Annotated in this window: 23 protein-coding genes; 13 read left to right on the forward strand and 10 right to left on the reverse strand. The window is 56.5% G+C overall.

What is annotated here, in order from left to right; genetic code table 11:
• Positions 1 to 173 precede the first annotated feature (173 nt).
• The 7 genes from AC2LB6_RS05320 to AC2LB6_RS05350 all read left to right on the forward strand — a co-directional run bounded on the left by AC2LB6_RS05320 (position 174) and on the right by AC2LB6_RS05350 (position 9,098).
• Positions 174 to 1,340 carry an HD-GYP domain-containing protein gene (locus AC2LB6_RS05320; RefSeq protein ID WP_490092727.1) on the forward strand — a complete coding sequence of 389 codons (1,167 nt, stop codon included), beginning with the start codon at positions 174 to 176 and terminating at the stop codon, positions 1,338 to 1,340.
• Positions 1,341 to 1,448: 108 nt separating this feature from the next.
• The gene (kdpF, locus tag AC2LB6_RS05325) at positions 1,449 to 1,538 is read left to right on the forward strand and encodes a K(+)-transporting ATPase subunit F (protein WP_010253443.1); all 90 of its coding nucleotides are present in this window, start codon (positions 1,449 to 1,451) and stop codon (positions 1,536 to 1,538) included.
• Entirely contained in the window at positions 1,538 to 3,226 is a 1,689-nt protein-coding gene (kdpA, locus tag AC2LB6_RS05330; RefSeq protein WP_490092728.1) for a potassium-transporting ATPase subunit KdpA, read from the forward strand. The genes kdpF and kdpA overlap by 1 nt, the downstream gene beginning before the upstream one ends.
• Positions 3,223 to 5,271 (forward strand): potassium-transporting ATPase subunit KdpB, encoded by a 2,049-nt coding sequence (kdpB, locus tag AC2LB6_RS05335; RefSeq protein WP_490092729.1) that lies wholly within the window; start codon positions 3,223 to 3,225, stop codon positions 5,269 to 5,271. Before kdpA ends, kdpB begins: the two co-directional genes overlap by 4 nt.
• Positions 5,272 to 5,281: 10 nt before the next feature.
• Positions 5,282 to 5,848, forward strand: coding sequence for a potassium-transporting ATPase subunit KdpC (gene kdpC, locus AC2LB6_RS05340; RefSeq protein ID WP_490092730.1), 567 nt, complete (start codon positions 5,282 to 5,284; stop codon positions 5,846 to 5,848).
• Positions 5,849 to 5,864: 16 nt separating this feature from the next.
• On the forward strand, positions 5,865 to 8,540 hold the full coding sequence (gene kdpD, locus AC2LB6_RS05345) for a two-component system sensor histidine kinase KdpD (protein ID WP_490092731.1): 2,676 nt from the start codon (positions 5,865 to 5,867) through the stop codon (positions 8,538 to 8,540).
• 54 nt (positions 8,541 to 8,594) lie between these two features.
• Positions 8,595 to 9,098, forward strand: a complete 504-nt coding sequence (locus AC2LB6_RS05350) for a TIGR00645 family protein (protein WP_090966952.1) — start codon at positions 8,595 to 8,597, stop codon at positions 9,096 to 9,098.
• 34 nt (positions 9,099 to 9,132) lie between these two features.
• Here the strand turns inward: AC2LB6_RS05350 and AC2LB6_RS05355 are convergent, their stop codons facing one another.
• A complete protein-coding gene (locus tag AC2LB6_RS05355; protein WP_490092732.1) occupies positions 9,133 to 10,101 on the reverse strand; it encodes a LysR family transcriptional regulator in 969 nt (322 codons plus the stop codon).
• 93 nt (positions 10,102 to 10,194) lie between these two features.
• Between AC2LB6_RS05355 and AC2LB6_RS05360 the strand changes: the two genes are divergently transcribed.
• From AC2LB6_RS05360 to AC2LB6_RS05375, 4 genes are all read left to right on the forward strand, one after another.
• Entirely contained in the window at positions 10,195 to 11,397 is a 1,203-nt protein-coding gene (locus AC2LB6_RS05360) for an MFS transporter (protein WP_490092733.1), read from the forward strand.
• A 61-nt stretch (positions 11,398 to 11,458) separates the two neighbouring features.
• On the forward strand, positions 11,459 to 12,805 hold the full coding sequence (locus tag AC2LB6_RS05365) for a cation:proton antiporter (protein ID WP_490092734.1): 1,347 nt from the start codon (positions 11,459 to 11,461) through the stop codon (positions 12,803 to 12,805).
• A 22-nt stretch (positions 12,806 to 12,827) separates the two neighbouring features.
• On the forward strand, positions 12,828 to 13,172 hold the full coding sequence (locus AC2LB6_RS05370; RefSeq protein WP_490092735.1) for a hypothetical protein: 345 nt from the start codon (positions 12,828 to 12,830) through the stop codon (positions 13,170 to 13,172).
• A gap of 168 nt (positions 13,173 to 13,340) precedes the next feature.
• Entirely contained in the window at positions 13,341 to 14,237 is an 897-nt protein-coding gene (locus AC2LB6_RS05375; protein WP_490092736.1) for an alpha/beta hydrolase, read from the forward strand.
• Between the two features lie 147 nt (positions 14,238 to 14,384).
• On the opposite strand, the gene AC2LB6_RS05380 is transcribed toward AC2LB6_RS05375, so the two are convergent.
• From AC2LB6_RS05380 to AC2LB6_RS05410, 7 genes are all read right to left on the reverse strand, one after another.
• Positions 14,385 to 15,464 carry a porin gene (locus tag AC2LB6_RS05380; RefSeq protein WP_490092737.1) on the reverse strand — a complete coding sequence of 360 codons (1,080 nt, stop codon included), beginning with the start codon at positions 15,462 to 15,464 and terminating at the stop codon, positions 14,385 to 14,387.
• Between the two features lie 197 nt (positions 15,465 to 15,661).
• On the reverse strand, positions 15,662 to 16,408 hold the full coding sequence (locus tag AC2LB6_RS05385) for a glycerophosphodiester phosphodiesterase family protein (protein WP_490092738.1): 747 nt from the start codon (positions 16,406 to 16,408) through the stop codon (positions 15,662 to 15,664).
• Positions 16,409 to 16,445: 37 nt separating this feature from the next.
• Positions 16,446 to 17,549 carry an extracellular solute-binding protein gene (locus AC2LB6_RS05390; RefSeq protein WP_490092739.1) on the reverse strand — a complete coding sequence of 368 codons (1,104 nt, stop codon included), beginning with the start codon at positions 17,547 to 17,549 and terminating at the stop codon, positions 16,446 to 16,448.
• A 31-nt stretch (positions 17,550 to 17,580) separates the two neighbouring features.
• Entirely contained in the window at positions 17,581 to 18,417 is an 837-nt protein-coding gene (locus tag AC2LB6_RS05395) for an ABC transporter permease (protein WP_490092740.1), read from the reverse strand.
• Complete coding sequence (locus AC2LB6_RS05400) at positions 18,417 to 19,283, reverse strand: ABC transporter permease (RefSeq protein WP_490092741.1); 867 nt, start codon at positions 19,281 to 19,283, stop codon at positions 18,417 to 18,419. Before AC2LB6_RS05400 ends, AC2LB6_RS05395 begins: the two co-directional genes overlap by 1 nt.
• Positions 19,280 to 20,380, reverse strand: a complete 1,101-nt coding sequence (locus AC2LB6_RS05405) for an ABC transporter ATP-binding protein (protein WP_490092859.1) — start codon at positions 20,378 to 20,380, stop codon at positions 19,280 to 19,282. Before AC2LB6_RS05405 ends, AC2LB6_RS05400 begins: the two co-directional genes overlap by 4 nt.
• A 290-nt stretch (positions 20,381 to 20,670) precedes the next feature.
• Positions 20,671 to 21,444, reverse strand: coding sequence for an inositol monophosphatase family protein (locus AC2LB6_RS05410; protein ID WP_490092742.1), 774 nt, complete (start codon positions 21,442 to 21,444; stop codon positions 20,671 to 20,673).
• A 300-nt stretch (positions 21,445 to 21,744) separates the two neighbouring features.
• Between AC2LB6_RS05410 and AC2LB6_RS05415 the strand changes: the two genes are divergently transcribed.
• On the forward strand, positions 21,745 to 22,875 hold the full coding sequence (locus AC2LB6_RS05415; RefSeq protein ID WP_490092743.1) for an ROK family transcriptional regulator: 1,131 nt from the start codon (positions 21,745 to 21,747) through the stop codon (positions 22,873 to 22,875).
• A gap of 63 nt (positions 22,876 to 22,938) precedes the next feature.
• Here AC2LB6_RS05415 and gorA read toward each other — a convergent pair whose 3' ends face one another.
• Positions 22,939 to 24,291 carry a glutathione-disulfide reductase gene (gene gorA, locus AC2LB6_RS05420; RefSeq protein ID WP_490092744.1) on the reverse strand — a complete coding sequence of 451 codons (1,353 nt, stop codon included), beginning with the start codon at positions 24,289 to 24,291 and terminating at the stop codon, positions 22,939 to 22,941.
• Positions 24,292 to 24,418: 127 nt separating this feature from the next.
• Here gorA and rnz point away from each other — a divergent pair, with 127 nt between their 5' ends.
• On the forward strand, positions 24,419 to 25,330 hold the full coding sequence (rnz, locus tag AC2LB6_RS05425) for a ribonuclease Z (RefSeq protein WP_490092745.1): 912 nt from the start codon (positions 24,419 to 24,421) through the stop codon (positions 25,328 to 25,330).
• Here rnz and AC2LB6_RS05430 read toward each other — a convergent pair.
• Positions 25,327 to 26,145: a CPBP family intramembrane glutamic endopeptidase gene (locus AC2LB6_RS05430; RefSeq protein WP_490092746.1), complete on the reverse strand. Its 819-nt coding sequence runs from the start codon at positions 26,143 to 26,145 to the stop codon at positions 25,327 to 25,329. The genes rnz and AC2LB6_RS05430 overlap by 4 nt on opposite strands.
• Between the last annotated feature and the right edge of the window lie 43 nt (positions 26,146 to 26,188).

A 26,188-nucleotide genomic window follows, 5' to 3' on the forward strand; every position in this document is an offset into this window, starting at 1 on the left:
ATTTGTTGTCCTGCTCAGTCTGGACCTGGACACCGATTTATCGTTCTGTCTGAAGAGTTGGCCTCTCCTCTGACCACTCACCAGACCCCCACGCTTCGCACAAAACAGCCTGAAGAAAATTTGTCCAGCTGCCGATATCACCTTACCACCCGCTGATATTAAAGAGTGATAGCGTGATAAAGCTGATTACCATTGATGAACTGCGCCCAGGGATGTTTATCCACAAGCTGGAGGTCTGGTGGATAAAAGACCAGCGCATTCATAATCAGATGCTGATCACCGATCCACGACAAATTGCCACGCTACGCAGTGAAGGGATCCGCCAGCTCTGGATCGACCTCGATCGATCGGTTCAGATGCCGATCGCCACCTCGGTCGCAAAGAGAACCATTGGCCGCACCCCGTTTTTTCAGGAAATGGATCAGGCGCAGCTGATCTTCCAGCAGGGCAAACCGAAAGTGCGGGCAATGTTCAACGAAGCGCGGTTGGGTAACGGCCTGAAGCTTGATTATATGATGGACCTGGTGGATGAAATCGCAGGATCGATCACGCGTGAGCCCTCCGCCATGCTGAGCGTGGCGCGGCTGAAAAATCATGATGACTACACCTATCTGCACTCTATGGCGGTCTGCGGGCTGATGATTGCGCTGGGTAAAAAACTCGGGCTGGATGAGCAGCAGCTGCGCCGGGTGGGCATGGGCGGTTTATTGCATGATGTCGGCAAAGCGGCCGTGCCACTGGCGATCCTGAACAAAGCGGGCAAGCTGACTGAAGAGGAGTTCAGGGTGATGCGTGAGCATCCGGTGGTCGGCACGCAGATGCTGATAGAGGCCAACGCTGACGACGACCTGCTCGATATCGCTCTTCATCATCATGAAAAATATGATGGCAGCGGCTATCCGCACCGCCTGAAAGGCGAGGCGATTTCGTTCTACGCCCGCATGGCGGCGGTGTGTGATGTTTATGATGCGGTGACCTCGACCCGCTCCTATCGCAACGGCTGGACACCCGCAGAGGCGATGCACCAGATGCTGAGCTGGCGCGGCCATTTCGATCCTGGCTTGCTGCACACCTTTGTACGAACCATCGGCATCTATCCGGTGGGATCGCTGGTTCGTCTGGCTTCCGGCCGGGTAGCGCTGGTGGTGAAAGCGGGCGAAAAATCGCTGATGCGTCCCTGCGTACATGTTTTCTGGTCGCTGCATGCCCAGCGTGAAGTGAAGCCGGAAGAGCTGGACCTCGGCGACAGCTTCTGCACCGACAGCATTGTGGGTGCAGAGGACAGTAAGCTGTGGGGCAACGTCGATCTCAATCGTATCTGGGCGCTGGAAGTCGCCTGATTTCTCGCCATTTTTACACTATTTTTACGCCCGCCCGCTGTATTTTAACCCCTTCTTTATACGCCTCCGCGCAAGCTAAGCCATAAATCCAATCCTCTGGAGGTTCCTGTGAGCGTGGGCGTAATAACCGGCATCGTGCTGGTGGTGTTGTTGCTGGGCTATCTGATCTATGCCCTGTTAAATGCGGAGGCCTTCTGATGGCGGCCAATGCTTTTTTACTCATCGCATTTTACCTGGTATTGCTGATGGTGCTGGCGCAGCCGCTTGGACGGGGTCTGGCCTCGTTAGTGGCTGACAAGCCAGTGTTTGCCCGCCTGGAAGCGCCACTGTGGCGACTGCTGGGCGCGCAGGAATCGGACATGCGCTGGCCGCACTACCTGCTGGCGATTCTGCTGTTCAACGCGCTGGGCTTCGTGGTGCTGCTGGCGATGCTGCTGTTGCAGGGCTCGCTGCCGCTGAATCCGCAGCAGTTGCCTGGCCTGAGCTGGCATCTGGCGCTCAACACCGCCGTGAGCTTCGTGACCAACACCAACTGGCAGTCCTACAGCGGCGAAAGCACTCTGAGCTATTTCAGCCAGATGGTGGGCCTGACGGTGCAGAACTTCCTCTCTGCCGCGACCGGTATCGCCGTAGCCTTTGCCCTGATCCGTGGCTTCGCCAATCGCAGCTCTGCTTCGCTGGGTAACGCCTGGCGCGACCTGACGCGCATCACGCTTTACGTCTTACTGCCCATCAGCCTGCTGATGGCGCTGTTCTTTGTCAGTCAGGGCAGCATTCAGAACTTCGCGCCTTATCACAGCTTCGCCACGCTGGAAGGCGTGCAGCAGACGCTGTCGATGGGACCGGTGGCATCGCAGGAGGCGATCAAAATGCTGGGCACCAACGGTGGCGGCTTCTTTAACGCCAACTCCTCCCATCCGTTCGAAAACCCGACGGTGCTGACTAACCTGGTGCAGATGCTGAGCATCTTCCTGATCCCGGCTGCGCTCTGCTTCGCGTTTGGCGAAAGCGTGCGTGACCGTCGTCAGGGCCACATGCTGCTGTGGGCGATGACGCTGATGTTTGTGGCGGCGGTCGCCGTCGTGATGTGGGCCGAACTGCAGGGCAACCCGCATTTCCTCCAGCTGGGGGCCGACAGCGCCGTCAACATGGAAGGTAAAGAGACACGCTTTGGCATTCTTAACAGCAGCCTGTTCGCGGTCATCACCACCGCGGCTTCCTGCGGTGCGGTCAATGCCATGCACGACTCCTTTACCGCGCTGGGCGGCATGGTGCCGATGTGGCTGATGCAGCTGGGCGAAGTGGTGTTTGGCGGTGTCGGTGCCGGTCTCTACGGCATGCTGCTCTTCGTGCTGCTGGCGGTGTTTATCGCCGGACTGATGATTGGCCGTACCCCGGAGTTCCTGGGCAAAAAAGTCGATGTGTGGGAGATGAAAATGACCGCGCTGGCGATTCTGGTCACTCCGGCGCTGGTGCTGATCGGCACCGCCCTGGCGATGATGACTGATGCCGGACGCAGCGCAATGGCGAACCCGGGCATTCACGGCTTCAGCGAAGTGCTCTACGCGGTCTCCTCGGCGGCCAACAACAACGGCAGCGCCTTTGCCGGCCTGAGTGCTAACACGCCGTTCTGGAACCTGTTACTGGCTGTCTGCATGCTGCTGGGCCGCTTCGGCATCATCATTCCGGTGATGGCAATTGCCGGTGCGATGGCGGTGAAAAAAGTGCAGCCGGTGGGTAATGGCACGCTGCCAACCCACGGTCCGCTGTTTATTGCACTGCTGATCGGCACGGTGCTGCTGGTGGGTGCACTGACCTTTATTCCTGCTCTGGCGCTGGGCCCGGTGGCTGAGCATCTGCAACTTGTTCAGGGACAATCCTCATGAGTCGTCAACAACAGGCGTTATTTGACGCAGCCTTGCTGCGTACCTCGGCCTGGGATGCGGTGAAAAAGCTCGATCCTCGGGTGCAGTTCCGTAACCCGGTGATGTTTGTGGTCTACCTCGGCAGCATCCTGACCACGCTGCTGGCGCTGGCCATGCTGACCGGACGCATCAGCGGCAGCGCCAGCTTCACAGGGTCGATTGCGGTCTGGCTCTGGTTCACCGTGCTGTTCGCCAACCTGGCGGAGGCGCTGGCAGAAGGGCGCAGTAAGGCCCAGGCCAGCAGCCTGAAAGGGGTGAAAAAAACCAGCTTTGCCAAGAAACTGGCGTCGGCGCGCTATGGTGCCGAGTGGCATCAGGTCAGTGCCGATGAGCTGCGCAAAGGCGACGCAGTATTGGTTGAAGCGGGCGACATTATTCCCTGTGACGGTGAAGTGATGGAGGGCGGAGCCTCGGTGGATGAGAGCGCCATTACCGGTGAGTCCGCACCCGTGATCCGTGAGTCAGGCGGTGACTTCGCCTCAGTCACTGGCGGTACGCGTATTCTCTCTGACTGGCTGGTGATCACCTGCAGCGCCAACCCGGGCGAAACCTTCCTCGACCGTATGATCGCCATGGTGGAAGGCGCGAAACGCCGCAAAACCCCGAATGAGATCGCCCTGACCATCCTGCTGGTATCACTGACCATCGTGTTCCTGCTGGCAACCGTGACGCTCTGGCCGTTCTCGGCATGGGGCGGAACGCCGGTCAGCATCACCGTGCTGGTGGCGCTGCTGGTCTGTCTGATCCCGACCACGATCGGTGGCCTGCTGTCGGCGATTGGTGTAGCGGGGATGAGCCGCATGCTGGGTGCCAACGTGATCGCCACCAGCGGTCGTGCAGTGGAAGCGGCGGGCGATGTGGATGTGCTGATGCTGGACAAAACCGGCACCATCACGCTGGGTAACCGTCAGGCGACCCAGTTCCTGCCCGCGCCGGGCGTCAGCGAAGAGCAACTGGCCGACGCCGCGCAGCTCGCCTCACTGGCCGATGAGACGCCGGAGGGCCGCAGCATCGTGGTGCTGGCGAAACAGCGATTTAATCTGCGTGAGCGCGATCTCAGCAGCATGGGCGCCAGCTTTATTCCGTTCTCAGCGCAGACTCGCATGAGTGGCGTGAACGTACAGGACCGGTTGATCCGCAAAGGCGCGGTCGATGCGGTACGTCGCCATATCGAAGCGAACCATGGCCGTTTCCCTGCTGAGGTCAATGCGCAGGTGGAAGAGGTTGCACGCAGTGGCGGTACGCCGCTGGTGGTGTCAGAGGGCGCGAACGTGCTGGGCGTGGTGGCGCTAAAAGATATCGTGAAAGGCGGCATCAAAGAGCGTTTTGCCGAGCTGCGCAAAATGGGTATCAAAACGGTGATGATCACCGGCGATAACCCGCTGACCGCGGCGGCGATTGCTGCTGAAGCGGGCGTGGATGACTTCCTGTCGGAGGCCACACCGGAAGCCAAGCTGGCGCTGATCCGCCAGTATCAGGCAGAAGGACGTTTAGTGGCGATGACCGGTGACGGCACCAACGATGCGCCTGCACTGGCGCAGGCGGATGTGGCGGTGGCGATGAACTCCGGTACGCAGGCGGCGAAAGAGGCGGGCAACATGGTCGATCTCGACTCGAACCCGACCAAGCTGCTGGAAGTGGTGCACATCGGTAAACAGATGCTGATGACACGCGGTTCGCTGACCACCTTCAGTATCGCCAACGACGTGGCGAAATATTTCGCCATTATTCCGGCGGCGTTTGCGGCGACTTATCCTCAGCTCAACATGCTCAACGTGATGCAGCTGCACTCGCCAGCCAGCGCGATTCTGTCGGCGGTTATCTTTAACGCCCTGGTGATTGTGTTCCTGATCCCGCTGGCCCTGAAAGGCGTCAGCTACCGCCCCCTGAGCGCCGCTGCGCTGCTGCGCCGCAACCTGCTTATTTACGGTCTGGGTGGCCTGCTGGTGCCGTTTGTCGGCATCAAAGCGATCGATCTGCTGTTAGTGTTTTCAGGCATGGCCTGAGGAGATAAAAATGAGTCAGTTACGTCCGGCAATTTTACTGTTGTTGCTGCTTACGCTTGTCACCGGCGTGGTTTATCCTTTGCTCACCACCGGTCTGGCGCAGTGGCTGTTTCCATCACAGTCCAGCGGCTCGCTGCTGCAGAAAGATGGCGTGGCGCGCGGGTCAGCACTGATTGGCCAGAACTTTACCCAGCCCAACTATTTCTGGGGCCGTCCTTCAGCCACAGGTGATAAACCTTACAACCCGCTCTCCTCAGGCGGCAGCAACCTGGCCGCCAGCAACCCGGCGCTGGATAAGGCGGTAGCCGACCGCGTCGCTGCACTGCGGGCCGCGAACCCGCAGGCACCGGCCGCCGTGCCGGTTGAGCTGGTCACTGCTTCAGCCAGCGGGCTGGACCCGGATATTTCGCCACAAGCGGCTCTCTGGCAGGCTCCACGTGTTGCCGCCAGCCGCAAGGTGCCGGTGGCGCAGGTCGAGGCGCTGATTGAAAAGATGACGCATCGTCCACTGATGCCATTCCTCGGCACACCGACTATCAACGTGTTGCAGCTGAATATGGCGCTCAACGAACTGTAATGGTGTTAAGGAAGCGATGAACCACGAACCCCAGCGTCCCGATCCCGACGCGCTGCTGCAGGCTAACCGCGAAACGCATCGCGGCCAGCTAAAAATTTACTTTGGTGCCTGTGCTGGCGTGGGCAAAACCTACGCCATGCTGCAGGAGGCACAGCGGCTGCGTGCGCAGGGTCTGGATGTACTGATCGGCGTGGTAGAGACCCATGAACGGCCGGAAACCGCGCAGCTGCTGACAGGATTAACCCTGCTGCCGCGTCGCGCGACCGGCCGTTCGCGTCATGCGGAGTTTGATCTCGATGCCGCGCTGGCCCGCCATCCGGCCGTGATCCTGATGGATGAGCTGGCGCACACCAACGTAAAGGGCTCGCGCCATCCCAAACGCTGGCAGGATATCGAGGAGCTGCTGGAAGCGGGCATCGATGTCCTGACCACCGTCAACGTTCAGCACCTTGAGAGCCTCAACGATGTGGTCGGCGGCGTCACCGGTATTCAGGTGCGCGAAACCGTGCCCGACCCCTTTTTCGACAGCGCCGACGAAGTGGTCCTGGTCGACCTGCCGCCCGACGATCTGCGCCAGCGACTGAAAGAAGGCAAAGTCTACATTGGTGACCGCGCGGAGCGCGCCATCGAAAACTTTTTCCGCAAAGGTAACCTCTTCGCCCTGCGTGAGCTGGCTCTGCGCCGCACCGCCGACCGGGTCGATGATCAGATGCGCGCCTGGCGCGATCAGCAGGGACGGGAGCGCGTCTGGCACACCCGCGACGCCATTCTGCTCTGCATTGGTGACGACAGCGGCAGTGAAAAGCTGGTCCGAACCGCTGCCCGGCTGGCGGCGCGACTCGGCAGTGAATGGCACGCGGTCTATGTCGAAACGCCCCGGCTCAACCGGCTGCCGGAAGCGCGGCGACGGGCGATTCTGCGCACGTTACAGCTGGCGCAGGAGCTGGGCGCGGAAACCGCCACCCTCTCTGAACCGGATGAAGCTGAAGCGGTACTGGGCTACGCCCGCGAACACAACCTGGGCAAAATCGTCACCGGCCGTCGCCCGCTGCGGCGCTGGCGACGTGATAGTTTTGCCGAACGTCTGGGCCAGCTTGGCCCGGATCTCGACCTGCTGGTCGTCGCGCTGGATGAGCCGCTGAAAGATGCGCCGCATCCGCTGCCGGATGGTCGCGTCACCAGCGAAAAATGGCGTATCCAGCTGCGCGGCGTAATGATGGCGCTGGTGCTCTGTATCCTTGTGACCGCCGCCGGACAGTCTGTGCTGATCGGTTTCGATCCCGCCAACTGCGTGATGATCTACCTGCTGGCGGTGGTGATCGTGGCGCTGCGCTACGGGCGCTGGCCGTCGGTGATCGCCACGGTGATGAATATCGTCGCCTTTGATCTCTTCTTTGTTGCGCCCACCGGCACGGTGGCGGTCTCCGACCTGCAATATCTGGTGACCTTTGGCGTGATGCTGGCGGTGGGCGTGATCGTCGGGAACCTTACCGCAGGCGTGCGCTATCAGGCGCGGGTGGCGCGTTACCGCGAGCAGCGGGCGCGTCAGCTCTATGAGATGGCTAAATCGCTGGGCAGCGCGCTGACGCCTCAGGATATCGCCGCCACCAGCCAGCGGGTGCTCGACGCCACCTTACAGGCGCGCTGCCTGCTGCTGCTGCCGGATGAGCAGGGCGAACTGCAACCGGTGGGCGATGCGTTACCGGCCAGCGAGCCGGATCGTGCGATTGCTAAATGGAGTTACAGCAAAGGCCAGCCTGCGGGCGCGGGCACCGATACCTTACCGGCGGTGCCTTATCAGATCCTGCCGCTGAAAAGCGGCGCGCACTGCCGGGGATTGCTGGTGGTGGAGCCGCAGAACCTGCGTCAGTTGATGATCCCCGAACAGCAGCGGCTGGTAGAAACCTTTACCGTACTGATCGCCAACGCCCTGGAGCGGATGGCGCTGTCGCACAGCGAGGCGGCCTCGCGTCTCTCGGCAGAGCGTGAACAGCTGCGCAATGCGCTGCTGTCGGCGCTGTCCCACGACCTTCGCACCCCACTGACCGTGCTGTTTGGTCAGGCAGAAATGCTGATGCTCGACCTGGCCAGCGACAACTCAAAATATGTGCCGCAGGCCAGCCAGATCCGCGAACAGACGCTGAGCACTATCCGGCTGGTGAGCAATATGCTGGATATGGCGCGCATTCAGTCGGGCGGCCTTAATCTGCGGGAAGAGTGGCTGGCGCTGGAAGAGGTGATTGGCGGCGCGCTGAGCAGCATGGCACCGTCGCTGAAAGGGCATGAGGTCCAGCTCGATCTGCCGGACGATATCGTGCTGATCAAAGGCGACAGCACGCTGCTGGAGCGGGTCTTCACTAACCTGATAGAAAACAGCCTGAAATATGCCGGTAACAGCGCACCACGCGGCATCCGCGCCTGGCGGGCAGCGACACGGCTGGAGATTGCAGTCTGGGACAGCGGGCCGGGCATTGCCGAAGACGATTTAACCCGGATATTCGATAAGTTCTGGCGCGGTGATAAAGAGTCGGCGGTGCCGGGCGTCGGGCTGGGTCTGGCGATCTGTAAAACCATTATTGAGAGCCACGGCGGTCAGATCTGGGCCGAAAACCGGCCCGAAGGTGGCGCGGCATTTCGTCTCTCGCTGCCGCTGCCGCCCGCCCCTGAAATTTCTGACGAAGGGCTGAAATAACTTCACAGTTGATCGGTTATACTCCCGAACCTGTTTGATTATTCGTGGGATTGTATGGAACGTTTTACCGAAAACCTGATGTATGCATCGCGCTGGTTGCTGGCCCCGGTTTACATTGGACTTTCGCTGGGATTGCTGGCGCTGACCATTAAATTTTTCCAGGAAATTTTCCACCTGCTGCCCAACATTTTCAGCATTGCGGAAAACGATCTGATCCTGCTGCTGCTGTCGCTGGTGGATATGACGCTGGTTGGCGGCCTGCTGGTGATGGTGATGCTGTCGGGGTATGAGAACTTCATCTCTAAACTCGATATCGACGAAGACAAAGAGAAGCTGAGCTGGCTGGGCAAGATGGACTCCGGCTCGCTGAAAAACAAAGTCGCTGCCTCCATTGTCGCCATCTCCTCGATTCACCTGCTGCGGGTATTTATGGAAGCGCGCAACGTCGAAAACGACAAGCTGATGTGGTACGTGATTATTCACCTGACCTTTGTGCTCTCCGCCTTTGTGATGGGCTGGCTGGATCAGATGTCGCGCGGCGATAAAAAACCGAAGTAACCTCTCTGGCGGCCCGCTGAGGCGGGCGCCTGCTTTACCCTTTCCGCTCTGTTTTCCCTGAACGACCTGCTGGCTGCGAGGCCGGGCGAGTGCCCGCCAGCTGCGGCATCACTTCTTTGATCATGGCAAAAAAGTGTTGCAGCCTGGCCGGGTAGTAACTCGCCCAGGGATAGGTCAGCCACACCGGCAGCGGGGGTGCCTGCCACGCGGGCATCAGCTGAACCAGGCCGCCATCCGTTAAATCTTCCTGCACCGCCCACGAGGAGACAATCGCCGCACCCATACCGGCCAGCGCCGCTTTGCGCACCGCATATAAGCTGTCGCTGCTCAACCGGGGCGTAATCGCCAGATTCACCGGCTGGCCGTCGTCAATCTTCTGCAACGCCACTTCGTTACGGTAAAAACTGGTCAGCGCCAGCCACGGCAGATCGCGCAGCTGTTTAATCTGCTCTATGGGCGGATGTTGTGCCAGCAGGTGCGGGGCTGCCACCACAATGCGTGGCACTTCGGCCAGCAGAACCGCCACCACCGAGGGATCGGTGGGTGCGCCGACCTGAATGGCGCAGTCCACATTCTCCGCCATAAAGTCGGGCGTGCGGTCATTCAGCATCCACTCGATATTTAGCCGGGGATAGCGGTGCAGATAGTCCACCAGCGGGGCGATCAGCTGATCCTGACCAAAGGCGTGCGGGGCGCGCACCCGCAGCGTACCGACCGGGTCGGCGCTGGCACCGGTCAGCTCATCTTCCAGTGCATGCCAGGTTGCCAGCAGCTGCCGTGCCTGGGCGTAGCAACGTTCGCCATCATCAGTAAGCTTCAGCGCATGGGTGGTGCGCAGGATAAGCTTCAATCCCAGCCGCTGTTCCAGGGTCTGCAGCCGACGGCTGACGGTGGGCTGTGTCGTACCGAGCTGGGCGGCGGCAGCGGATAAGCTGCCGCTCTCGACGATACGGATAAACGTCTGCATCAGGTCGATGCGATCGCTGCTGTTAGGATTATTCATACGTACCACGCATAACAGTTTTGCCTGTTATCAGTCTACCGCGTATAACCGCGATGCGCTTTAATGGTTGTACGAAATGATGAGGATTACAGCATGTCAGCCATACAAACCCAGACTCAAAATGAACCGCTATCTACGCCACTGGTATTTACCCTGGCCGCCGGTGCCGGACTCAGCGTTGCGTCGATTTACTACAGCCAGCCGATGCTGGATATCATCAGCAAGCAGTTTAATGCCGGCATCGGCGCGGTCGGCATGGTGCCGATGCTGACCCAGGCGGGCTATGCGCTGGGTATTCTGCTGCTGGCCCCGCTGGGCGATCGTCATGACCGCCGCACCATTATCTTTATCAAAGGTTTACTGCTGGTAGCGGCGCTGCTGCTGTGTGGTTTTTCCGGTGGGCTCAGCGCGCTGCTGGTTGCGAGTTTTATCACCGGCCTGACCGCCACAGTGGCGCAGGATATTGTGCCCGCGTCGGCGGCGCTGGCTCCGGAACGCAGCCGGGGTAAAATAGTCGGCACGGTGATGACCGGGCTGCTGGTAGGGATCCTGCTGTCGCGGGTGGTCAGCGGGGTGGTGGCAGAGTATTTTGGCTGGCGCACCATGTATATGATCGCCGCGCTGGCGGTGCTGCTGATTACGCTCACGCTGTGGCGGGTACTGCCGCGTTTCGCACCCGGCACCTCGGTGAGCTATCCGCGCCTGTTGCTGTCGCTGGTGCACCTGTGGCGTCACCATCAGACGCTGCGTCGTGCCGCACTGGCTCAGGGGCTGTTGTCAGTGGGCTTTAGCGCCTTCTGGTCGACGCTGGCGTTAATGCTCAGCGATCGCTTTCATCTGGACAGTGCCGTGGCCGGGGCGTTTGGTTTAGCCGGTGCGGCGGGTGCTATGGCGGCACCGCTGGCGGGCAGTTTTGCTGACCGCATCGGTCCGGCAAGGGTCACGCAGGCTGGTGCCGCGCTGGTGACCCTCTCCTTTGCGCTGATGTTCCTGCTGCCGCTGCTGCCAATGCCGGCCCAGCTGGCGCTGATTGTCCTCTGTACCATCGGCTTCGATTTAGGGGTGCAGGCCACACTGGTGGCGCATCAGACACTGGTTTATGGACTGGCCCCGGAAGCACGTAGTCGTCTGAATGCACTGCTGTTTACCGTCGTGTTTATCGGTATGGCCACCGGTGCGGCGCTGGGGAGTCTGGCGCTGGCTCACTGGGGCTGGAATGGCGTAGTTGCGCTCGCCACCTTAGCCGGTGCCGCTGCTCTCGCGGTCCGCTTTGCCAGTCGCCACCTGAAAAACTGACACTGCGCCCGTCAAAAAATGTGCCAGGCTTATTCATAAACCCGAAATATTGTGGAGTGTTATGAACTTTTTAGCCTGGACAGCAGCGACGGGCGGCCTTTTGCTGCTGATGTCGCTGGCTTCCGGTTGGATTCACCGGGGGCCAGTTACCTCATTTGGTCTGTTCCTTATCGCCGGCATGCTGTGCGGCCCGTGGGGATTTGATGTTATCCACCTGGATATTGTCACCCATTCCGAAGCCGTGGCCCATATCACTGAAATCACCATGGCGGCCTCGCTGTTTATCACCGGTCTCAAGCTGCGTCAGCCGCTGCAGAACAACTGCTGGCACACCGGGCTGAAACTGGCTTTTCCCGCCATGCTGCTCACCGTCGCCGCGATGACCCTGCTGGCACACTTCCTGGTGGGATTAGACTGGCCGATTGCGCTGGCGTTTGGGGCAATTGTCGCGCCGACCGATCCGGTGCTGGCGAGTTTAATCTCGGTCAACGATGCGCAGGATGATGACTCGCTGCGCGTGGCGATCTCCAGCGAGGCAGGCATGAACGATGGCTCCGCATTACCGCTGCTGATGCTTGCACTACTGCTGTTCAATGGCGAAAGCCTGAATGGCGCGATGCTGGCGCACTGGGGTGCGGTCGAGGTGCTCTGGGCAATTGGCGGCGGTCTGATCATCGGTTTTGTTCTGGGGCAGTTAATCGGCATGCTGGCGACCCGGCTGCGCAATGCTAATGGCGACGTTGCGCCCAATGATTTCCTGGCGCTGGCGCTGATTGCGCTGAGTTATTCTCTGGTGGAGTACCTGGGTGCCTCCGGCTTCCTGGCCGCCTTCGCCGCCGGACTGGGGTTACGCCGTGCCGAGCTGGGCGTGTTCCGTCGCCATCAGCCGGAAGATCTCTCTGACGACGAGCGTGTATTGCCCTCTGAGGCGCTGGTGAACCCTAACAAACGTCTGGCGCATCAGGGCGACAACAATATGGTGAAGTCGATTGGGTTTGTAGTAGGCGACGCCCTCTCTTTTGGCGATACTATTGAACGTTTACTGGCGGCTGGCATGATGGTGGTGCTGGGCGTCACACTGGCGCAGCACTGGAACATCTACGGCGTGCTGATCGGCCTGGTGCTGTTTGCGGTGGTGCGGCCGCTGGCCGTCTGCCTGGTGACAGTTCGCGCCGGACTGCCGCTGGGGCAGCGTCTGCTGATTGGCTGGCTAGGCATCCGGGGGATTGGCAGCCTGAACTACATCGCCTATGCCTGGACGCACGGCATGCAAGGCCCGCAGATGGAAATTATGACCAATATGGCGTTAACGCTGGTGGTCTGCAGCGTGGTGGTCCACGGCACCACCGTGTCGCCGCTGCTAAACTGGCGTCAGAAGCGCCTCGAAGCCCTTCAGCGCAAGGTTTAACCCGAACGAACAGGAGTTAAGAATGAAAGTGACTCAGATAGTGCTGCTGAGCATCCTCGCCACCGGCAGCGCGCTGGCGGCGGACGACACTGATACTGAGCAGAATGTTTATGCCAGTCAGTTGTGCCACATTGTCAGCGGCGAGAAAAAGGTCGCGAGTGCGGATCAATATGTTGAACAGATGAAATCTTCAGTGGCGAGCAGTCAGTCGCCATCGGCAATGAATCAGCCCGAATTTGATGAAGAGTCCGCGCGTGAAGTAGCCAGTGCCTGGCTGCAACTGGGTGACGATGAGCGTGCCAAACTGCGCATCAACGAACAGCAGTGTGAGCAGGCCGTCATGGCGCAGTTTCAGCAGGAAGATTAACCACACGGAATTAAATAAAAACGCGCCTGCCGGGCGCGTTTTTTTATGGCTTTCCAGGGGCTATTGCGTACATAATCGCCAGCCATGGCATCAGACTTGCATTTGTTCATACTTCTTTAGCCTACCGCAACGGTTTGCTGACACTTCAGGCATCACACAACAGGCATTATGATTACGCGTCGACGCTTTATTCTCGGCACGGGAGCGCTCGGGCTCTCCATGACCACCGGCAAATTATTTGCCCGTGATGACATTATTCCCCTCTGGCCGGATGATCCGCCCGGCGGCGGCGGCCCATCCGGCCAGTTGCATATTAACAGCACCGGTTCCTGGTCAAATATCGTCAGCCCGGCGATTCAGCGCTTTAAACCGGAAAATCCGAATGGCGAAGCGGTATTAATCGCTGCAGGCGGCGGTTATCGCTGGATCGGCATGGGACGCGAAGCCTGGCCGGTCGCGCGCTGGCTCAATGCCAGTGGTTATACCGCCTATGTGCTCAGCTACCGGTTGCCGCATGAGAAGTGGCAGGCGGGTCGGCTGGCACCGCTGCAGGATGCGCAGCGCGCCATCCGGCTGGTGAGATCTTTTGAGCGCAAGGTGCATGTACTGGGCTTCTCCGCAGGTGGACATCTGTTGGGCCTGGCGGCGGCGCGGCCGGACTTTGAATCCTATCCGGCCATCGATCCGCTGGATGAAGTGGTGCCAAAAGTCGACAGCGTCGGCCTGATTTATCCTGTTATTACGCTGGAAGCGCCTTATCAGCACACCAATACGCATCTGATGATGGTTGGCAAAAACGCTACGCCGCAGGATGAGGCGAACTGGTCAGTACAGAACTTCGTGACGCGGCAATATCCGCCCACGTTTCTGGCGCAGGCAGAGGATGATCGCACCTCAAATCCCTTTAACACCGAGCTGATGCGCGACACCTGTCGCCGCAACCGTGTGCCGGTTGAGCTGATTCAGATCAGCAAAGGCGGACATGGGTTTGGTCTTGGCAAGGCGGGAACGCCCGCGGCGTTGTGGGATCAGGCTTATGTGCGCTGGCTGGATCGGGTTAGCTGAGTTGCACTGGCGCGGTGCGTTGCTGCACTCCGCAGCCCTGTTATCATTTCCCATGCGGCTGACATAAAAAAGCCGGCATTAGCCAGCCTCGTTAAATTAGCGATTTTCAGGACAGAAGCAATACCGCACAAAACATGATCAGCCTGGTCAGAACTGATAGGTCAGGCCCATTCCGATACTGTTTTTTGTCGTAATGCCGGTGGCTCGCGTAAAGTCATTTTCCTTCAGCAAGTTAATGCGGTAGTCCACGTAGGTCAGCATGTTCTTGTTGAAATAGTAATAGGTGCCCACTGCAATATATTTCTGCATCGTCTCGTTGCCCCCGGCAAAATTCCCTGCGCCCCGCAGGTTTTCGCCACGCTGGGTAACAAAACCGACAGAAGGGCGCAAACCGTTCAGGAACTGGTACTGCGCAATCGCCTCAATGTTATGGGTTTTGTCGGCGACCTGTGCCAGCTGCCCATAAGGCGTAACGTCATTGGCCTCGCCATACATTGCGGCCAGATAGATCTGGCTGGCATCATATTTTGCAGAGGTTACCCAGGCGGTGGCTTCGTCTCCCTGACTGTCAGCTTGCTGAGTTAGCGTCCGTTTTGCTTTCATCCCGGCTGCCGCAATGCTCAGCCCATCGGTAATGCTGTAAGTCAGGCCCGCACCGTAACCATCCCCGTTAGCCAGTTTGGCGGTTGCGCGGTCATTTTTCCCTTGATACTGCAGGGTTAGCTTTAATCCACCCCAGTCCGGAGAGTGCCATGTCGCGAGGCCGGTTGAGCGTTTTGACAGGAAGTTATCGTTAGTGGTCATGGTGCCGGAACCGTAGACCGGTGCCATATCCGTATAGGCAGAAGCAACATACAGTACCCCAAAGCTACGGCCATAATCGAACGAGCCGAAGTCGACCATTTTCAGACCGGCAAACCCTAAACGTGTGGCATTACCCGTTTGCGTATCGCTAGCGCCTTCACTGTGATTCAGCTGGAAATTATATTCCCATTGACCATAACCGGTAAGATGATCATTAATTTGCGTCTCACCTTTAAAACCCAGTCGTGCATAAGAGTTGTCGCCATCTTCTGCAATATTATCTGAGAAAACATGGCGCGCATCAACTTTACCGTACAGGTCGAGCTTATTTCCATTTTTATTATAAATCTCGGAGGAGTATGCAGAAAATGAGACCAGAAAACATACTGCATACGGCGCGATTTTTTTTATTTTATTGTGCATATCATCTACCCTTATCAGTTAACTGAAGCATGAGGATATTACCGCTCAAGGCGGCATTCATTTCGATATCACTTTCGTCTTTTTTAATAAATGAATAATAAAATGGTTATAGTGGCCATAAAGACTATGGCCACTTTCTATAATGAATTCCCCTGGTGTTATTACGACATGGCAAAGTATTTCCTGGTGATTTTTTACTAAAAGGCTAAATCGGGTATGTCGCTTAATACTGTTTGTGCGCCTGCATCAATATATTTTCGGGCAAGAACCGGGTCATTGATCGTGGCAATCGCGAATTCAATACCTGAACGGGCCAGTCGCGCCAGGTCATCATCCGTCGCGAAGTCACCCAGGAAATGCAGGATCTGGCAACCTGTTCTCGCGAGCAGCGCCGCGGGGTCTTTCGGCGGGACGCAAACCGCCAACCCACGCGGTACGTCAGGCATAAGCTTTGCGGCAACCTGCAGCGAAATCTCAGAGAAGCTGCTGATAAATAACTTCTTCTCGCTTGCTGGCCACAGTGACTTCAGCTGAGCGATCGCTATCTCCGCCGTTTCCACTTCCTGCCCGGAGGTGGGTTTGATTTCCAGTTGCAGCCCGACACCTTTATCCAGTACAAAGCCGACTGTTTCAGCCAGCGTAGGCACTTTCACACCCTTGAAAAGGTGGCCGTAACACACGCCAGCCTCCAGCGACCGAATCTCATCCAGGGTTAAATTCGCCACATAGCCTTTACCATTCGTTGTCCGGTCTACGGAATCGTCATGAATAATGACCGGGTGCATATCTTTGGTGAGTTTGACATCCACCTCTATCCACGTCGCTCCGCGTTCCACAGCCGCCTGAAACGAAGGTAGCGTGTTTTCCGGTGCCAGCAGCGGTGCTCCCCGATGAGCAATCAGGCGGGAGTTCACTACACGTGCAGGTTGTTTTTTGGTCGACATTCCTGGTTTTACCTTCTGTTAGGGTTTTATCGCAGGTCTACTTGAGCAAAACCTGGTTAGAAAATTCGGTTCTGACTTCATCACCCAGCGGCTTAGGCATGAACTGAGTGCCATTAACGCGCTCTTTGCTGTTGATCAGCCCCGCATCACGATTCACTTCTTTGTTCTGAGGCGTAATGCCGTAAACCTGCTGGAACAGCCGTTGGGTGGCGGGCAGCGTCAGCCAGTGGATAAACAGCAACGCTGCCGCTTTATGGGGGGCGTTTTTGGGTATCGCCACCATATTTCCGCCGCCGGGCATGCCGAAATCGGGGATATACAGCCGGATCGTTTTCGGGACTTCACCGTGGTTTTCTAATCCCATCAGGTAATCTTCCCAGGCGGGAACCAGCAGAAATTCACCGCTGACCAGTCGGGTGATGCTGTCGGCATTGGACGCCGTAATGATGTAGTTGGGACGCTGGTGTTTGAACCAGTTCCAGGCGGGCTGCAGAGCTGCCAGGCTTTTTACATCCGCGTCGCCTTTCGTGAAATCAAAACCCGGTACCTGCGTGCGCGTCACCGATTCAATAAAGGCCGGGCCGGATCCGCCGTTCTCAACGTTGAAGCCAAATTCCTGAGGATGACTTTGCAGGAAGGCAGTGATCTGCGGCAGGGTTCGTGGCAACTCGCTTTCTTTCAGGCGGCGCGAATCGTAGGCCAGACCGGTCTGGTTGCCCCAAAATGCCACGCCATAGCTTTTACTGTCCGTTCCCTCAATGGTGTAATTTAGGGTTTTGCCTTCCGGCAGCAGTGTATTCATCGGGCCAAAAAACGTTTGCTGAGGCGATACGGTATCGAATGCGCCCCCGCCAATCGAAAACACATCAATATCACCCGTTTTCCGCCCCCGGTCAGCCATGAGTTTATTAATATTGCCCTGTAGTGTGCCTTCAGACAGGGTGACGTTAATACCGTACTGTTTTTCAAACAGGCTGACCTGCTCTTTTAAACGATCCTGGTAATACCATTGATACCAGGTTAATTTCCCTTCTTTTTTCGCCTGTTCGACAATCTGTTCCCACTTCATCGTGGTTAAATCCTGAGCCCGGCTACAGAAAGCCCCGGCCAGCAATAATATTGCAGCAACGAGTCTGAACATATGTTTCCCCAATAACGCGTGTTAAAGACTGTCAGCCTTTTCCTGCAAAGGTGGCGACAGGATTTTTCGTCAATAATTTCTCTGCAATCAACATTAAAATGACATTTGGCATAACCAGCATTAAAGAAATCACCGCTGCATTGGGCCGGATAAAGTTATAACCCAGATAAGAATAGAGAATGGTAGGAACGGTAATAAAATCAGGTGAGCCAACAATGAAACTTATGGCGAACTCTTCTATTGATAATGTAAAGACAATAATTAATGCGGCAAATATTCCCGGTCTGATGGTGGGCAGGCAGGCCACTAAAAAACGGTTTATCACCGACGCGCCCATATCTCGTGCCGCATCAAGCGTGTCCTGGCGTATCTGCGAAAACGACAGAGTCAGAATGCGAACGGCATAAGGCATCAGGATAATAATGTGCCCTGACAAAATGCCGCCAAACCGGCTGTGAATGCCCACCACGTTGAGCAACATGGAAAAAAACAGCGCGACGACAAAGCCCGGAATGATAAGCGGCAATAAGATCGCATTCTGTAAAAGGTGTTTGCCCGTAAACGACATTCTGCCAAACGCCCACGCGGCAGGCAGAGACAGCATCAGTGTGCAGACGGAGACGGTTGCGGCCAGTAAATAGCTGTTCCTGATCGCCTGCGGTAACGCGGTCGTGGTCCACACTTCCATCCAGCGGCCCAGTGAGAGAACTGGCGGCAGGGCATCTGGCCATGCCCACGGATGGGTTTTATCGACCAGTGACCACAGAACGGTCAGCATAAAGGGAATAACCAGCCACAGCATAAAGAGGGCGGTGATAATGATCATCATGACGATCCGCAGCGGGGATAAGGTCTGTCTGGCTTTCATTATCTCTGTTCTCCGGCTTGTTGTAGCCACTTCGCCAGGGCGGTAAGCACGACTGCACCGACAAAAGCCGCCAGCATTAAAATCACCGCGACAACGGCCGCCAGATTCCAGCCCTGCGCGCTCATTTCAGGGAAGCGCAGCATGTATTGCGAAAGAGAGAACACGCTGGTTGGGCCCGCAACGACCTGGAATGAAAAGTCACCCAGGGCGCCGATGAAGATCAGTGCCAGCGATACCTGAATGGACTTGATTGATAAGGGCAGAATGATCTGTAACAACCGGGCAGTCTTGTCGGCGCCCAAATCCCGTGCGGCATTAAACATTTCGTCGCCAATCGCGCGCAGGCTGCCGGTCATAATCAGCAGCGCATAGGGAAGCTGTTTCCAGACCTGCAAAATAATCACGCCAATTCCCCAGCGGTCATTCTGCATTCTGATGGGGTGAGAGATGATCCCCAGTTTGAGCAAGCTCAGGTTAATAAAGCCCTGCCAGGAAATCAGGTTGATAAACAGCAGTGCAGCCACCAGCCCATGTACCATCAGCGGGGCTTTGAGTAAGGCGCCCATCAGCATCGAACCAGGAAAAGGCTTTCTCAGCCACAGTGCCAGCGGAAGCGCCAGGGCAACGGATAGCACCGCACTGATCACGCCGATTCTGAGTGAATAGCCTGTCGCGCGCCACAGCTGGCTGTCATTCAGAATGGTTTGCCAGTACTGAAGCGTGAAGTGCGGCGGTGCGCCAAAATTAAACAGGCCAACGGATTGCGCCAACGCCATGATCACAATCATCACCAGTATGATGATTACCGGCGCGACCGCAGGCAGGACCAGCAACCAACAGAGCCTGTTCCGGTTGCGCGTTTTCATGAATAGCTTTCCCGCAAAAATCGGATCCTGTCTGGCGCAATAGAGAAATTAACGTTGTCACCTTCGCGGATGGGGTTTTTACCGACCAGCTGGATACACCACTGATATTCCGTTTCTTCATGGCCCAGCGGATGAACCTGAAGTTCAGAAAGGTTGCCCAGAAAACTGACCGCACCGATCCCGAAGGCCAGCGTGTTTTTCCCGGTACCGTGTTCGCTCAGCACGGCATCCTCAGGGCGCCAGAAGGTATAGACCTTGTCCGATACGGGAGGCACAGGGCTATGAATTTCCATTTCACCCAGTACGCATGCAATGCGATAAATACCGGTGCTGCTGTCGCTATCCAGTACGTGGGCTTTCATGACGTTAGCCTGACCGACGAAACCGGCAACAAAGCGGTTTACCGGGGAATAATAGATCTCATCCGGCGTACCGGTTTGTTCAATCTTTCCGGCATTCATCACTACCACAACGTCAGACATCGACAGGGCTTCTGCACGGTCATGGGTAACATAAATGGCGGTAAACCCATGGGAGCGCTGAAGCTGTCTGATCTCCAGTCGTACCTTGTCGCGTAATTTGGCATCCAGATTTGACAGCGGCTCATCAAACAACACGATTTCCGGACGCACGGCCAGCGCTCTGGCCAGCGCCACGCGCTGCTGCTGACCGCCGGATAACTGCACCGGCAGTTTAGGCAAATGCGCATTCAGCGATACCTGAGCGGCGGTCTGCGCTACGCGATCGTGAATGTCCCTTTTTGCCATCTTCATCTGCCTGAGACCAAACCCGATATTTCCAGCAACGGAAAGGTGAGGGAAAAGCGCATAGGACTGAAAGCACATCGCCGTGTCGCGATGTTCAGGTTTGACATGATGCATGTCCTGCTGGTGGATCAGTACTTCGCCACTATCAAGACCGTAAAAGCCGGCAATAACTTTAAGCAGCGTGGTTTTGCCACAGCCAGATGGGCCAAGCAGGGAAACAAATTGCCCTTTTTTGGCCTGCAGTGAAATGCCGTTCAGCACGACAAAATCGTCGAACGTCAGCATGGCATTGTGGATTTCTAGCGTGTTCACGTTGGGCTGCTCCGTCATAAATGCCAGTGAATTCTTAATTAATGCGATATGCATAATAATGTGCCGTAGTGAATTTAAGCAATTTCAGGCAGGTTAAGAATTTGTTAAGTTTTTAAAACGTATTAATAACAGTTAATTATATTTTACTTTGAGATCGTATGTTTAACGTGCTAAGTATTTTAATGCGTTGTGATTAATATTCGGGATGAAAGGCAAGGTGACTGTTAAAGAAAGCGTACAGTGGGCAGGACAGCGGGGAGACGCTGTCCTGAAATGCAGTGATGAGGTAAGCCGGGGGCAATGCGTGGTCAGGCGGGAGTAAAACGAGGATGAGGGATAAACCGGGCGGCAATGCCGTTCATTTCGGGTGTGCCGACACTAACATGTGTTCTGCTTTGTTCCTGTGTGCCGGCAAGGTGCGCATCCAGTCCCGCCGCTTTACAAAGTGCATAACCCGCAGAAACGTCCCACATGCTGCTAAAACATTCCTGATAACCGTCGATGTAACCCAGTACGCTAAAGGTTAAACCTACGGTGGCACAGCGATAGCGCACTACATTCCAGCCGTCGTCCCGATAGGCCTTTTCAATACAGAGCTGATGGGTGAAATCCCATGATGGACTGTCACCAATCGCCACGGTTTTAAGCCCCTCGGCAACCACAGGCCGTTTAAAGGGTTCACCATTCAGATAAACCCCTGTCTCTTTGCCGCCGCTCACCATGAGGTTTAAGACGGGATGGACGATGACGCCCATAACCGGCTCGCCATCGTACACATAGCCAACAGAAATTCCCCACAATGACGAGCCGCGCAGGAAGTTACTCGTACCATCAATAGGATCAACAGACCAGTAGCTGGCGCTGAGCTCACCGCCATGCTCTTCACCGATAATAGGAGCCTGGGGGAAATGGTGTGCCAGACGCTGCCGAATCAGAGTTTCCACTTCCCGATCGGCTTCACTGAAGACATCCTGCGGCCTTTTTTCGCAAATCTCTAATTCACTCAGCTGTCTGAAATAATTAAGAGCCAAAAGTGAGGCTTCTTGTGCGATGCGTTCAGCCACCTTTAAGCGCGTTTCCATTGTTTACCTGATGCATAAAAAGAAGTGTGTGGATGCATACAGAACCCTGTACACCGTGAAAGTACCCATCCGGACGTAAGGCTAGCTGTTAATATAATGCTCACTGCATAATATTAGAGTGTCTCTTCGTTATGTTTCATTATTATGATGCTTTTATGATCGGTGAAAGCAGGGCAGAAGAGGCTGAAAATCAGCACGTTTTATTCAAACGTAAAAGCAGAGCCCTTTACTATTCGTCATGCATAAAAGCATGCTAGGGTATTAACAGAACCCATGATTAAATACGGTGAGGACAACGTTGTGGTTCATGGATATTCCGCTGGTCATGAAATCGAACTTAATCGCAGTGAAAAACTCATTCTGGAGCTTGTCCGCCGCAACGATGGTATTTCCCGCTCTTCACTGGTTTCGCAAACCATTCTGAATCAGTCATCAGTTCACCGCATTGTTGATACGCTGACCGAAAACGGCTTTCTCAGCCTGGGGGAATCGCCGCCCCAGGGAAGAGGCAAACCCAGCCCGTCGTTATCATTGAATGCGAATGCGCGTTATGGTTACGGCATCTCTATTAACTCAGACAGCGTTGCCGCCAGTCTGATTAATTTCCGGGGCGGTATTACAGAATACTGCGTACTGGATACGCATCCGCACGATCCTGCCCGTACTTTACTCAATATCAAACATCACTATCTGGATACCTTAAAACAATACGGTATTCCGCCAGAAAAAGTCTGTGGTGTGGGATTCAGCATGGCGGGCTTTCTTTATGATTCACGAAAGTATTTCAATCCGCCTGAACCTTTAAAAAACTGGATGGGCATCGATCTGCGCCGTGAAATTACCATGTTGTTTGATCGACCGGTATGGATTGAAAATAACGCCACGACGGCGGCGCACGCTGAAGCCTTTTTAGGAGCCGGGCTGAAATACGATACGTTTGGCTATCTCTCTTTTAATTATGGTTTTGGCGGTGGCATCGTGATTAACGGTAAACCGTTCCAGGGTGCGTTTGGTAATGCGGGGGAGATTAGCCGTATTTTTACGCCGGAAGAGGGCAAGCTGCGCCCGGCTCTGGGGATCCTGATCGATCGGTTACGTAACGGCGGTATTGAAATTAAAGATATTCGCGATCTCAATCATAAATTCGATCCTGCCTGGCCGATTGCGCAACAGTGGGTAGAAGAGGTAACGCCAAACCTGCATCGGGCAATAAATGCCATGAATGCGGTGATCGATCCCGGCGCCATCATATTAGGAGGCGAAATTCCCCGTAAGCTGGGCGAGATGTTTTTAGCCATGCCGCGGACCTGTTCGGGTAAACGCTGGGACATTTCTGCGGAATATCCGGATATTCTGCTAAGCGCCATTGAGGGGGACAGTTCGGCACTGGGCGCGGCGTTGACGCCGTTGCGGGAAACCTATTTTCATTAAGGCCGTTACCCGCAGACCAAAGTTTCAGCGGGTAACGGTCAGTGATGCGCATAAGCAGGCGGGCTAGCGCATCGTCACGAACTCTTCTGCTGCGGTCGGGTGGATCGCCACGGTGTTATCGAAGTCTTTCTTGGTGGCACCCATTTTCAGCGCCACGGCGAAGCCCTGCAGCATCTCATCCATGCCGAATCCGATACCGTGAATGCCAACAATTTTCTCGTCTGCACCCACGCAGACCAGCTTCATGCGGCACGGCTGGCGATGCTGGGTGACGGCAGTGTACATGGCGGTAAACGACGATATGTAGACCTTCACCTGGTCGTCGCCATACTGTTCGCGCGCCTGCGGCTCGGTCAGTCCCACGGTGCCAATCGGCGGATGGCTGAACACTACGGTCGGGATATTACTGTAATCCAGATGCTCGTCCGGCTTGTTGTTAAACAGACGCTCAGAGAGACGACGGCCCGCCGCGACTGCCACCGGCGTCAGCTCAACTGCACCGGTGTTGTCGCCCACGGCGTAGACGCCTGACACGCTGGTGTTCTGGAATTTATCGACTTTGATATAGCCTTTGTCATCCAGCGCCACGCCAGCGGCTTCAATGTTGAGGTTGTCGTTAGCGGGCTCACGGCCAATCGCCCAGACCAGGCAATCCACAGTGTAGTCACTGCCGTTTTCCAGCTGCAGCGTCAGGCTGCCATCGCTGTTTTTGACCACGGCTTTAGGAATGGATTCGGTGTGCAGCGCCGGGCCCTCGGTGTTCATCACTTCGACCAGCGTTTCAGTGAGCAGCGGATCGAAGCTGCGCAGCGGCGCGTGTTTACGCACGAACAGGTGGGTTTCTGATCCCAGCGCATTTACCACGCCCGCCAGTTCGACTGCAATATAGCCTGCGCCGATCACGGCGGTGCGTTTTGGCAGGGCATCCAGCTCGAAGAAGCCATCGGAATCAATACCGTACTCCGCACCCGGAATGTTGGGGTGAACCGGACGACCGCCGGTCGCGATCAGAATATGGTTGGCCGTGATAATCTCGCCGTTAACTTCAACGCTGTGCGCATCGACAAAGCGGGCGAAGCCTTTGATCACTTCAACGTTGTTTTTACCCAGCACGTTGTCGTAAGAGTTGTGGATGCGATCGATGTAGGCGCTGCGGTTTTTTACCAGCGTGGCCCAGTCGAAGCGGTTCACGGTAGTGTCGAAGCCATAGTCCGGCCCATAGAGATGGATAGCTTCGGCAATTTGCGCGGCATGCCACATGATTTTTTTTGGCACGCAACCCACGTTCACGCAGGTGCCGCCCAGCTCTTTCGCTTCAATCAGGGCGCATTTCTGGCCATACATAGCCGCACGGTTAATTGAGGCGATGCCGCCACTGCCGCCGCCAATGGCGAGATAGTCGAAATGTCGGGTCATTGAAGTATCCATCCGGTTGCATAAAAAATTGGGGTTGAGTGTAACGCTGCGGGTCGAAATGACGCAAAGTTTGCGCCTATGATTGTAATAGGGTTCTGTTTTTTATTCGCTTACAGGGAAGCATACCATGCACCTTACTTTTCTCGGCACCGGTGGCGGTGCTCCCAGCCTGCAACGTAACGTGACGTCCATCGCTTTTACCCGCGCGCTGAGTGGTGAAACCTGGCTGTTCGACTGCGGGGAAGGCACGCAATTACAGTTTATGCGCTCCAGCCTGAAACCGGGCAAGCTGGATAAGATTTTTATCACCCATCTGCATGGCGATCATATTTTCGGGCTGCCGGGATTACTCACCAGCCGGTCGATGGCCGGACTGACGTCACCGATGACGGTTTATGGCCCCAAAGGATTAAAGACCTTTGTTGAGACGGCACTGTCGATCAGCGGTTCCTACACCGACTATCCGCTGACCATTGTTGAGATTGAGGCGGGCTGGACGCTGGATGACGGTGAGTTTCGTATCAGTGCCTGGCCGCTGAGCCATCCGGTGGAGTGTTTTGGCTACCGCATTGAACAGCATGACAAACCCGGCCTGCTGGATGCCGCGCGTCTGAAAGCGGAAGGGGTTCCACGGGGCCCTTGGTTTCAGCAGCTGAAGCAGGGGGAATGCGTGACGCTGGAGGATGGGCGGATAGTTAACGGTGCTGACTACCTTGGACCGGCAACACCCGGCAAAAAGCTGGCTATCTTTGGCGATACGGCGCCCACCGAGGTCGCGCTGCAACTGGCGGCCAATGTTGACCTGATGGTGCATGAAACCACGCTGGAAGCAGCGATGGTGGAAAAAGCCAATGGGCGCGGGCACTCCACAACGCTGCAGGCCGCCGAAGTGGCAAAACGCGCCGGGGCAAAACGGCTGATCGCCACCCATTTCAGTTCACGCTATCTGGCAAAGGACATGAGCCGCCTGCTGGCGGAGTGCCAGACCATTTTCCCCTGCACCGAGCTGGCCTCGGACCTGGCGGTTTTTAACCTCTAATGATGCAGTGCGGGATAAGTGAAAAACAGCAGATGAGTGAGGTTAAGGCCAAAGTGCAGGGCGGTCGCCAGCCATAAGCGGCCGCTCCAGTGCCACGCCAGCCCATATAACAGCCCGGCCAGGGTGGCGAAGATCACCAGCAACAGGCCTCCGCTCAGATGCACCAGACCAAACAGTAGCGCGCTCAGTAACAGCGCCGGGATGCCACCCATAACCTGCTTTAATCGCTGCTGCAGATAGCCTCGAAACAGGGCCTCTTCCGCCAGCGAAACAAAGAACAGATTGGCGAGCATAAATGCGCCCAGCCAGTCCGGCGTATGTCGCTCAAACGCTAATCCGCCCAATAGTACCGCGCAGTACAGCAACAGCGGAATGGCCGCGGCCAGCGCCAGTGCGGCGGGTAGCCGATAGCGTGGTGGCGTGGCAGGCGCGCGAAACAGCGTCGGCAGGCAGGCCAGCAGCACAAAAGGAATAAGCGCTTTATCGAAGTTAAACCCGAAGCTGAAAGGCACGCTGCGCGGCCCGGCCTGCACATCCTCTGCCTGAAGGGGGTTATTAAAGCCTGGAAAAAGATGGAGGAGCAACCCGATAGCGATCAGCACCAGCAGCGCTTCGGTGAGCATTTGTCGTCGATGGTGGTCACGGTCATAAATACGGAGTGCCACCACAGCGGCGGTGGCGGTAAACAGCAGCAGGGCTGGCCACGCTAACACGTCCTGATAAAAACCCAGCAGTGTGGCGAGCGCCAGTAATAATAATGCCAGCCGTCGGGCCGGTTGCAGCGTGGCCAGCGCGCCAGCCAGTATGATCCACATGGTAAAGACCTGATACAACGCCGCAGCACCGGTAGTGAGCGGC

Source organism: Pantoea sp. RCC30.1 (assembly GCF_058148845.1).

Bases quoted from the DNA above. Each gene is read 5' to 3' on its own strand.
- AC2LB6_RS05375 (WP_490092736.1), top strand. From the start codon at position 13,341: ATGATTACGCGTCGACGCTTTATTCTCGGCACGGGAGCGCTCGGGCTC.
- AC2LB6_RS05360 (WP_490092733.1), top strand. From the start codon at position 10,195: ATGTCAGCCATACAAACCCAGACTCAAAATGAACCGCTATCTACGCCA.
- AC2LB6_RS05400 (WP_490092741.1), bottom strand. From the start codon at position 19,283: ATGAAAACGCGCAACCGGAACAGGCTCTGTTGGTTGCTGGTCCTGCCT.
- AC2LB6_RS05380 (WP_490092737.1), bottom strand. From the start codon at position 15,464: ATGCACAATAAAATAAAAAAAATCGCGCCGTATGCAGTATGTTTTCTG.
- kdpC (WP_490092730.1), top strand. From the start codon at position 5,282: ATGAGTCAGTTACGTCCGGCAATTTTACTGTTGTTGCTGCTTACGCTT.
- AC2LB6_RS05410 (WP_490092742.1), bottom strand. From the start codon at position 21,444: ATGGAAACGCGCTTAAAGGTGGCTGAACGCATCGCACAAGAAGCCTCA.
- AC2LB6_RS05365 (WP_490092734.1), top strand. From the start codon at position 11,459: ATGAACTTTTTAGCCTGGACAGCAGCGACGGGCGGCCTTTTGCTGCTG.
- AC2LB6_RS05355 (WP_490092732.1), bottom strand. From the start codon at position 10,101: ATGAATAATCCTAACAGCAGCGATCGCATCGACCTGATGCAGACGTTT.
- rnz (WP_490092745.1), top strand. From the start codon at position 24,419: ATGCACCTTACTTTTCTCGGCACCGGTGGCGGTGCTCCCAGCCTGCAA.
- kdpA (WP_490092728.1), top strand. From the start codon at position 1,538: ATGGCGGCCAATGCTTTTTTACTCATCGCATTTTACCTGGTATTGCTG.
- AC2LB6_RS05395 (WP_490092740.1), bottom strand. From the start codon at position 18,417: ATGAAAGCCAGACAGACCTTATCCCCGCTGCGGATCGTCATGATGATC.
- AC2LB6_RS05385 (WP_490092738.1), bottom strand. From the start codon at position 16,408: ATGTCGACCAAAAAACAACCTGCACGTGTAGTGAACTCCCGCCTGATT.
- kdpB (WP_490092729.1), top strand. From the start codon at position 3,223: ATGAGTCGTCAACAACAGGCGTTATTTGACGCAGCCTTGCTGCGTACC.
- AC2LB6_RS05430 (WP_490092746.1), bottom strand. From the start codon at position 26,145: ATGTGGATCATACTGGCTGGCGCGCTGGCCACGCTGCAACCGGCCCGA.
- kdpD (WP_490092731.1), top strand. From the start codon at position 5,865: ATGAACCACGAACCCCAGCGTCCCGATCCCGACGCGCTGCTGCAGGCT.
- AC2LB6_RS05350 (WP_090966952.1), top strand. From the start codon at position 8,595: ATGGAACGTTTTACCGAAAACCTGATGTATGCATCGCGCTGGTTGCTG.
- AC2LB6_RS05370 (WP_490092735.1), top strand. From the start codon at position 12,828: ATGAAAGTGACTCAGATAGTGCTGCTGAGCATCCTCGCCACCGGCAGC.
- AC2LB6_RS05390 (WP_490092739.1), bottom strand. From the start codon at position 17,549: ATGTTCAGACTCGTTGCTGCAATATTATTGCTGGCCGGGGCTTTCTGT.
- AC2LB6_RS05405 (WP_490092859.1), bottom strand. From the start codon at position 20,380: ATGACGGAGCAGCCCAACGTGAACACGCTAGAAATCCACAATGCCATG.
- gorA (WP_490092744.1), bottom strand. From the start codon at position 24,291: ATGACCCGACATTTCGACTATCTCGCCATTGGCGGCGGCAGTGGCGGC.